Here is an 8,278-nt window from a genome sequence, read left to right as displayed (position 1 = left end):
ATCCAGCCTTAGGATGAGATAATTGCGTCGTCGAGGTGTCATCTCATAGATGTCGCTGTCCAGCGCATCGCGGAACGCTTTGCGATCATCCTCTCCGAAGTCGAACTGCGTCATGTCATCCGGCTCGGCACCCGACTGAATATCGTTGACCAGCTTGGCATAGACGTCGATGCGATTATTCACGTTCCAGCGACAAATGTGCATGTAGGCAGCGAGGCGCTCAAGCAGTTCAAAGAAACGCGCCACCCGTTTCGGCTTGTTGCGTTGCTCCTTGAGATACAGCATCGCCGGCGGAATCCAGTCGGAATTATCGATCCGCTGAAGCCACCGGATGTAATAGTTGACCGTCTCGGCATGAGAAGTCGCGCAATACGACGCGTTACGGATCGTATCCAAGGCATTGGCGAACGGATCAAGCACGTCGTCAATGAATATTTTCGGATCGGAGTTTTTTGGAAGGACGTGAGTCCGAAACTCTTCAAGCAGGGTGCGCTTCGCCTTTTCCTTGGCGTAGATCATGCGAATGTAAGTGAAGAGATCCCGGAAGCCGTCGCGCGTGAGTTCGACCTCCATCTCCTCCCATTTGTCGTTATAGAGTTGCCGATCGCTCTCGCTCCTGAGCTTGCCGATCGTATCGGCCTTGATGATATCGGTCGGCTGAAGGTCGAGGCCGCGGCTGTTCATTACCGAGAAGACGCGGAAGGCGGAATCCTGGCTTGCCGTGGAAACTGCCACCAGATAGCAGCGAGTCAGCAGGAAGGTGACGAACTCCCGAAGCTTATCCGGCGTCGGCAGCGCATCGGCGACGGCCTGTACGAAATGCTTCGTATTGGCCCGGATATTGACCTGGGATTCGTTATCAAGTGACGAGGGATCGAGATCAATCAGTGCGTCGAGTTTCAGATCTTGGACGTATTTAGCGAAGAAGCCCTTGTCGCGCTCGCGCAAAGCCAGGCGGGGCTTGGGAAGTATCCCTTCCATCTTCTTGCCGGGTTCCAGGATATAGGGTCGAAGCTCGTCGCGGTCCTCGCCATCGTTCGCACAGGCCATCGCAGCCAGCAAAATGGTGAGTGTCGTTAGACGCTGCTGCCCGTCGATCACCTGCGAATAAGCGCTATCCTCCGACTTGATAAGCACTATACTGCCGAGAAAATAGCCTTCGTCATGCTCGGCCTTAAAAAAGGCGATTAAATCATCGAAGAGTTCGCCGGCCTGATCGGGGGTCCAGGCATAAGGCCGCTGATAGGCAGGAATGACATATTCGAAGTCGGATGAGAAAACCTTGGAAAGAGGATACTCAGCGCCACTAATCTTCTTCGACACAACTAGCTCCGGATTGCCTGACCAGCAAGGTGCAAGCCAATCCCTTACCTGTCAATCAGGAGCCGCCCCCCAATCTGAGATGCGTAATCAGCTTGCCCCAGTAGAGGGTGTTATGCACCTTGAGCGAGTATAGCGGCGTTTCTGAGCATGAAGCATGCGAAAGCGACGACATGGAGACTTGCGAGCGTTGAAGCGTAGCGCTCGTAATCCTTGACGAGTCTGCGGCATCGTGTATCCGCGCGCCATGCTGCGGAAGATAACGGGCGTCTTGTCTATGCCCGTCCCCTATTTTTCCCTTTAAAACATACCGTCTGGACGGTATTTAACGGGGCATGACCACAAAACCAAAACGCACCAATAAACCCGAAGTCGTAAAGAACGACCTGCTCAATGCAGCAGGCCGGATACTGGTTACGAACGGCATTCAGGCGTTTACACTGGAACTGGTGGCCAGGGAGGCAAATGTCAGCAAAGGCGGCCTGCTGCACCATTTCCCGAACAAGAAAGCCCTGCTTGACGGGCTTTTCATGCGTGAAATGGACCTGTTCAAGCATGAGATGCTTGCCTCCATGCAGGATGACCCTGTTGCGTTCGGCAGGTCTGCGCGGGCGTATATCGGGTTTAACCATGATGAAGCGAAAGAGACGCCGGTCATCATTCGTCATCTGCTTGCAGCCATGCTGATTGATCCACAACTCAGTCAGGAATGGATCCAGCATTACTGGAGCGTCATCCGTTCCATCGGCCTGTTCGAGAACATGACACCAGCCCTTCTGCTCGCCTGCATGGCTGCTGATGGCCTTTCCCTATGGGACATTCTGGAGGCTGGCATTGTAGACCAGACCATGCGCGACAGCCTGCATGACCTGATGGTGCAGTTAACGCAGGTCCCTGATAAAGCTGGCTGAAATGCAGGGAATTTTCTCTTTGTCAGGAACGGTTGTTTCAGGTGCCATGGCAACTGCGGCGCAGAAACAGGCTTTGGGTTTTACCAGAATTCCGCCAATGGCTGCCATGATGGCAGGCTATATATCGTCGTTCATCTTTTTTGCTGGCTGGTTCTACTTCCGGAACCAGTTTAATTGGCAACAGGCCACCGTGATTATTCTTGTCCTGTTGGGAATTTCGGCTATCGCGGCACTGCCGTAAAGAAAAAGCCTGTATTTTTCGGAAATAAACATGTCCTGTCGAACGCGCACAGACATCCTGGCAAGGGTGCTGCCCCTGGTTGCGGCATCATGCCTTTTAGGGTGCAAGCCGGCATCCTCCCCGGTCAAACACGCAGCCCTTCCCGCCGTGCAGGCCCTCATGGTGCATGACGCCTCACCACAGAAGGCTGCCTTCATTGGATTGTACGGGGCTGAAAGAAGTATTCCTCTCGCCCCGACACAGGCCGGTCGCCTGACATCCGTATCGGTTGTCAGCGGTCAATATGTTCATCAGGGCGATGTTCTTGCCACGTTTGAAGACAGGCTGCTGCTGGAGATGGAAGCCCAGTCACAGGGCGAGGTTGATGCCGCCTGCGCCGAAATGAATCAGGCGGCCGCAACATATAAAAGAAGCCGGGGACTGGACGCCATAGGAGGACTGTCCTCTGGAACAGTCGAAGAACGTGCCTATTCATGGCACCTGGCTCAGGCAAAATACAGATCAGCCCTTGCCGCCCTGACGCAGGCCCAGATTCAGGTGGCTGAAAGCAGGATCCGGGCACCTGAAGATGGCTGGATCATGAGCGTTACGGGTGTTCCGGGCAGCCTTGTCGGCGCCGGGAGCGAAATCATACGGCTGTCTGCAGGGGCGCCTGAAGTCCATTTCAAGGTGCCATCATCCTCATCCTGGACTGTTGGTGACACGGCGGAGGTCAGCCTGCCTGCCGGTCAGGATGGCCAGTCCGTTCGGGCTGACATCAGGGAAATCGGCACGATTGACGCAACCAGTCAGATGCAGGACGTGAAGCTCCGGCTTGATCATCCGCTGCCCGTAGCCGTTAACAGCCTCGTCACGGTTGTCCTTGCTGCACATGACGTGTCGCATGTCGTGCGCGTGCCGCTTACTGCCGTGGATTCAGCAGGCCAGACGCATGCCCATCTGTGGGGGCTGACGGATGGACAGACGCCCCACCTTGTCCTGCGGAGCGTCCGCATTGTCGGGCTGCGCGGGGCAGATGCGCTGGTTGAAGGCCTGACGGACGGGGAATGGATTGTCTCCAATACTGATGGTTCGTTCCAGCAGGGACAGGCTGTTCTTCTTGCCGGGCAGGCAGGTGAACGGTGATGATGGATCGTTTCAATGTCTCACGCTGGGCTGTCGGTCATCCGGCGCTTGTCAGCTTCATGATGGCCTGTCTTTTCCTTGCCGGTGGATACGGTTTTTTTCACCTTGGCCGGGCAGAAGACCCCGCTTTCACGCTCAAGAACATGATTGTTTCCGCACAATGGCCGGGCGCCAGCGCCCAGCAGATGCAAAGACAGGTTGCCGAACCGCTTGAACAGGGCCTGCGTGATATTGAAGCCATAGATTTTCTTAGCACATATTGCATTCAGGCAGCATGCGTGACGCAGATATTCCTGCGCGATGATGAAAAAAAGGAACGCGTTCCGGTTATCTGGCAAAAGGTCCGCAACCGGCTGTCCGACCTTTCTCCCGGCCTGCCGTCTGGTGTGGCAGTCGCCGCCAATGATGATTATGCGGATGTCTATGGTTATGTGTTTGCCCTGACCGGGGGAGAAAATGCAGACCTCGTCAAGACATCCGAATATCTGAAGAAGATCTTTCAGGCGGTTCATGGCGTGGGGAAGGTTCAGATCAGCGGCGAGATCCCCCGGCAGGTTAGCGTCGATATCGATCCGCAACAGGCTGCAGCAAGGGGAATCAGTCTCGATCAGGTTGCAAGGTCGCTTCAGGGCCGATCGGCTCTGGCTTCTGGTGGTTCGGTGGATTTTACAACGGTCGTTCCCCTGAATGTGTCCGGAGCCCTGGGTGGCGTCCGCTCCGTTGAAGAGACGCCACTGGCAGGCCATTCCGGCCCCCTCTGTGTCAGGGATATTGCCCAGGTGAGCCGTGACTATGCAGACCCGGCCCCTTCGCTGATCCGTTACGGTGGCAGGCCGGCCGTTGTCATTGCTGTCGCAATGGCTGACGGCGCGGACGGACTTGCACTGGGCAGGGCGTTGGAGAAGGCGGCGGCTACCGCCGTGCTGCCCGCGGGCATGACGCTGACGCAGGTGGAAGACCAGAGCCGGGTCATCAGGGAGGCCGTGGATACATTCCTGATCAAGTTCATCGTGGCGCTGAGTGTTGTTCTTCTGGTTGCTTTTATCAGCCTGGGCCTGAAAGCCGGGATTATCGTGGCCTGCTCCGTGCCGCTGACACTTGCTGGGGTCAGCCTGTACATGGGCGTGGAGCATATCGGGCTGGACCGTATTTCGCTTGGTGCCCTCATCCTCTCCCTCGGGCTGCTGGTGGATGATGCCATCATCAGTATCGAAGCCATGGTCGTGCAGCTTGAACAGGGGCGCAGCCGTGAAGAGGCGGCCTCTTTTGCCTGGAGCCACACCGCATTTCCAATGCTGACGGGTACGGTGCTGACGGTTGTGAGCTTCCTGCCGGTTGGCCTGGCGCAGTCAACAACGGGTGAATATGCTGGTGAAATTTTCTGGGTCAGTGCCGCAGCACTGCTGCTCAGTTGGGTTGTGGCGGTGGTTTTCATCCCGTTTCTGGGGGTTCATCTCCTGCCTGAAGCCCGGCAGCCCTCACAGGCATCACCTGAGCCCCGGCTGACGGGTATGCTGCGCCACATGCTTGGCACCAGCCTGCGATATAAAAAAACCGTGGCGGGTGGCACGATCATGCTGCTGATCGTGGCGTGCGGCGGCTTTATGTTTGTTGACCAGCAGTTTTTTCCGCAGTCCGACCGCCCCGAAGTGATCGTTGATGTTGCCATGCCACCGGGAACAGCCATTGGAAAAACCGATGAGGCAGTCGGCATTCTGGAAAAGCATCTGTCGGGAAGCCCATCGCTGCGCCATATGGAAGCCCATATTGGCGATGGCGCGCCACGCTTTTACCTTCCCTATGCCCCGGCCACACCCAGTGCCGCCCACGCGACACTCCTGCTGGTTGCACAGGACCTTGATGCTCGGGAACAGCTTATCCAGCAGGTTGAGGCAATATCCCTTCCCGCAGGCGTGCACCTGCATGTGCAACGTCTCTCCCTGGGGCCTACGGCTGACTTTCCCGTACAGTACCGCATCATAGGGCCAGACCCGGACACCCTGCGGGTGATTGCACGCAAGGTGGATGAAATCCTGCGCGGCACCGAAGGCGCAGTCTCGGTGCAGGCGGACTGGGGGAACCAGACACCCAGCCTGACCCTTGAAGCGGATCCGGATAAACTCGCATATTTCCAGACAGATCGCGTCAGTGTTGCCGCACAGCTTCAGGCAGCCATTGCCGGACAGGTTGCAGGCGACATGCCCGATGGTCACCATCATATCCCGGTCATGGTGCGGGCCGCCCGCACCGTACGCGCTGATCCCGGGCTATGGAAGAACCTCCCAATTGTAACGGGAAATGGGGTCGTGCCGCTTGGTCAGCTTGGCACCATACAGTTGACAACCGACTTCCCGATCCTCTGGCAGAGAAATGGCGAACTCTGCATGACCGTTCAGTCAGGTGTTGAAACGGACATCCAGCCAGCAACTGTGGTACAGCGCGCGACGCCAGCAATGGAAACCCTGCACAAAAGCCTTCCCGCAGGATACAGGATTGAAACGGGGGGAGACGTGGAACTGTCCTCAACAGCGGATAGTGCGATCTTCGCTTTCCTCCCGCTGACCGGCGTGTTGATGCTTCTGGCGCTGATGATTCAGTTGCAAAGCTTTAGCCGTTCCCTGCTTGTGCTGTTTTCGGCACCACTTGGCCTGATCGGAATGGTGTCCGGCCTGCTGGTAACAGGGGCGCCATTTGGCTTTGTGGCCCTGCTGGGGCTTATTGCCCTGGCGGGCATGATCATGCGCAATACGATCCTGCTGGTTGACCAGATCCAGTCCAATCACCAGGGCGGCACATCGCTGCATGCGGCCATCATTGATGCGACCCTGACCCGCGCGCGCCCCGTATGCCTGACGGCGGTGGCGGCGATCCTGGCTTTTATTCCCCTGAGCTTCAATGTGTTCTGGGGGCCAATGGCCATTGTCATGATCGGCGGGCTTGTTGGTGGCACGGCGCTGACCCTGATCGCCATTCCCGCATTTTACGCTGTCCTGTTTGACCGTACGGCTACCACCGCGGAGGCATCCGCCCATGTCTGAGACACGCTCTTTCCAATGCAGGGTGCGCATGCTCCTGTTGCCCATGCTGCTTGCGGTGGCCGGTTGCACTATGGGGCCGGATTTCGTGCGGCCAAAGCCGGTGCTGCCGGAGCAGTGGCAGAATGCGGGGGGTGTAGAACATGCCCGGCCATCATCCCTGCCATGGTGGCATATGTTTAATGATCCTGTGCTCGATCAACTCATGCTCCGTGCCGAAACCGGCAATCTGGACATGGCGCTGGCGCGTGAACGGGTTAAAGCCGCCCGCATACAGCGTGGCGCCGCATCGGCTGAAAGTCTCCCGTCACTGAACGGGCAGGCTTCCTATACGCATGAACGCCTTGCCACGGCAGGGGTGGGGGAGGTCCTGCAGCCCCTGCTGGGTCTTTCGCCAGACGCTGTAAGGCAGGAGCCGGAGGGGGTTTCCTATACAAATTACAGTATTGGCGCGGTGGCCTCATGGGAGCTGGATATCTGGGGGCGCCAGCGTCGGCTAAGGGAAGCGGCAAAGGCGGAGATGTCCGCCGTACAGGCCGATGTGGATGCCATGCATCTTTCGACACAGGCAGAAATTGCACGAACCTATTTTCAATGGCTGTGGGTTTCCGGTCGCCTGAAAAGCGCTGAAAAAACGCTGGAACGGACAACGCAGCTGCTGGTCATAGCCAGGGCTGTTCATGCGCGCGGCCTCCTTGCTGGTGTTGACCTGGAAAAACAGCAAAGCGTCTGTCAGGCCGCACTTGGTGAAAAAGATGAACTTGCCATGCAACAGGCCTCGTTGCATCGGGCACTGGCCGTGCTTGCGGCAGGACGACCGGATGCGGACATACCTGAACTGGCAAAGCCCGCGGATCTTCTGGATGTGACACTGCCACAGGTTGCGGTTGACATTCCATCCGATATGGCCCGGAAACGTCCGGATATCCGGGCGGCGGAAGCGCGGCTTCACGCTGCCACAGCGACGATTGGCATGGCACAGGCCGATTTCTACCCGCAGATTACCCTGACAGGGCAAATCAGCCTCGATGCGCTGACAGTGGCCGAACTGGGGTGGAATGCACGCAACACGTCCTTTGGGCCTACGCTTACCCTCCCGATCTTTAATGGTGGCCGTCTGTCCAGTCAGCTTGCTCTGCGCCATTCTGAACAGAGGAGCGCGGGCATATTTTATCAAAGCGTCGTTCTGAATGCATGGGTCGAGATTGAAAACCTCCTGTCACACGAACACTTTTTCAGGACCCAATATCAAAGGCAGCTCTCTTTGCTCAATATTGAAAAAGCCCGCATGGCAGTGCTTCAGAAACGCTATCAGCATGGTGACATGTCGCAGGAGGACCTGTTGACCGACTCTTTTTCTGAAAGTGAAAGCGAAGCAAATCTTGCCAGGACATATGTAGCGCTGCTGACCAATGCTGTTGATCTCAAGACAGCATTGGGGATCTAGCATTACTTCGGCAGAAAATTCGGAATAAGGATTCCCACCGGGCGTGATGGGTGGACCCGCTATAGAGTGCCAGACCGAAAGATATGTGCGGTTCGCAATATCCAACTTGTTGGCATAACAAATATTATAGAACGTCTTGTGTTCTAAGATAGAGAGGGTACGATATTTCCCATGAGACGGCAGAACTAATCTCCCCCGC

6 protein-coding genes and 1 pseudogene are annotated in these 8,278 nt (G+C 56.8%); 5 read left to right on the top strand and 2 right to left on the bottom strand.

Annotated elements, in window-relative coordinates; all coding sequences use genetic code 11:
- Both AC1RQ9_RS18090 and AC1RQ9_RS18085 read right to left on the bottom strand, forming a co-directional pair.
- A partial coding sequence (locus AC1RQ9_RS18090) for a DUF262 domain-containing protein (RefSeq protein ID WP_485988006.1) occupies nt 1-1,323 on the bottom strand: 1,323 nt, incomplete at its 3' end.
- Between the two features lie 110 nt (nt 1,324-1,433).
- Nucleotides 1,434-1,577, bottom strand: a pseudogene (locus tag AC1RQ9_RS18085) (IS5/IS1182 family transposase); the annotation flags it as partial.
- Between the two features lie 78 nt (nt 1,578-1,655).
- On the opposite strand from AC1RQ9_RS18085, the gene AC1RQ9_RS18080 reads away from it, so the two are divergent.
- From AC1RQ9_RS18080 to AC1RQ9_RS18060, 5 genes are read left to right on the top strand one after another with little or no spacing between them, the layout of a single operon-like run.
- Nucleotides 1,656-2,231 (top strand): TetR/AcrR family transcriptional regulator, encoded by a 576-nt coding sequence (locus AC1RQ9_RS18080; RefSeq protein WP_217420439.1) that lies wholly within the window; start codon nt 1,656-1,658, stop codon nt 2,229-2,231.
- 19 nt (nt 2,232-2,250) lie between these two features.
- Complete coding sequence (locus tag AC1RQ9_RS18075; protein WP_254511981.1) at nt 2,251-2,472, top strand: hypothetical protein; 222 nt, start codon at nt 2,251-2,253, stop codon at nt 2,470-2,472.
- A 30-nt stretch (nt 2,473-2,502) separates the two neighbouring features.
- A complete protein-coding gene (locus tag AC1RQ9_RS18070) occupies nt 2,503-3,597 on the top strand; it encodes an efflux RND transporter periplasmic adaptor subunit (RefSeq protein WP_485988004.1) in 1,095 nt (364 codons plus the stop codon).
- Nucleotides 3,597-6,635, top strand: coding sequence for an efflux RND transporter permease subunit (locus AC1RQ9_RS18065; protein WP_217420437.1), 3,039 nt, complete (start codon nt 3,597-3,599; stop codon nt 6,633-6,635). Before AC1RQ9_RS18070 ends, AC1RQ9_RS18065 begins: the two co-directional genes overlap by 1 nt.
- Nucleotides 6,628-8,079, top strand: coding sequence for an efflux transporter outer membrane subunit (locus AC1RQ9_RS18060; RefSeq protein ID WP_217420436.1), 1,452 nt, complete (start codon nt 6,628-6,630; stop codon nt 8,077-8,079). The genes AC1RQ9_RS18065 and AC1RQ9_RS18060 overlap by 8 nt, the downstream gene beginning before the upstream one ends.
- Nucleotides 8,080-8,278: the final 199 nt, after the last annotated feature.

Source organism: Komagataeibacter ossonobensis (assembly GCF_057359305.1).
Note: the sequence above shows the minus strand (reverse complement) of the source record. Positions and strands in the feature narration are given on the sequence as shown.

What these genes read in the sequence shown, in the direction of transcription:
- AC1RQ9_RS18065 (WP_217420437.1), top strand. Translation starts at nt 3,597, where the DNA reads ATGATGGATCGTTTCAATGTCTCACGCTGGGCTGTCGGTCATCCGGCG.
- AC1RQ9_RS18070 (WP_485988004.1), top strand. Translation starts at nt 2,503, where the DNA reads ATGTCCTGTCGAACGCGCACAGACATCCTGGCAAGGGTGCTGCCCCTG.
- AC1RQ9_RS18060 (WP_217420436.1), top strand. Translation starts at nt 6,628, where the DNA reads ATGTCTGAGACACGCTCTTTCCAATGCAGGGTGCGCATGCTCCTGTTG.
- AC1RQ9_RS18080 (WP_217420439.1), top strand. Translation starts at nt 1,656, where the DNA reads ATGACCACAAAACCAAAACGCACCAATAAACCCGAAGTCGTAAAGAAC.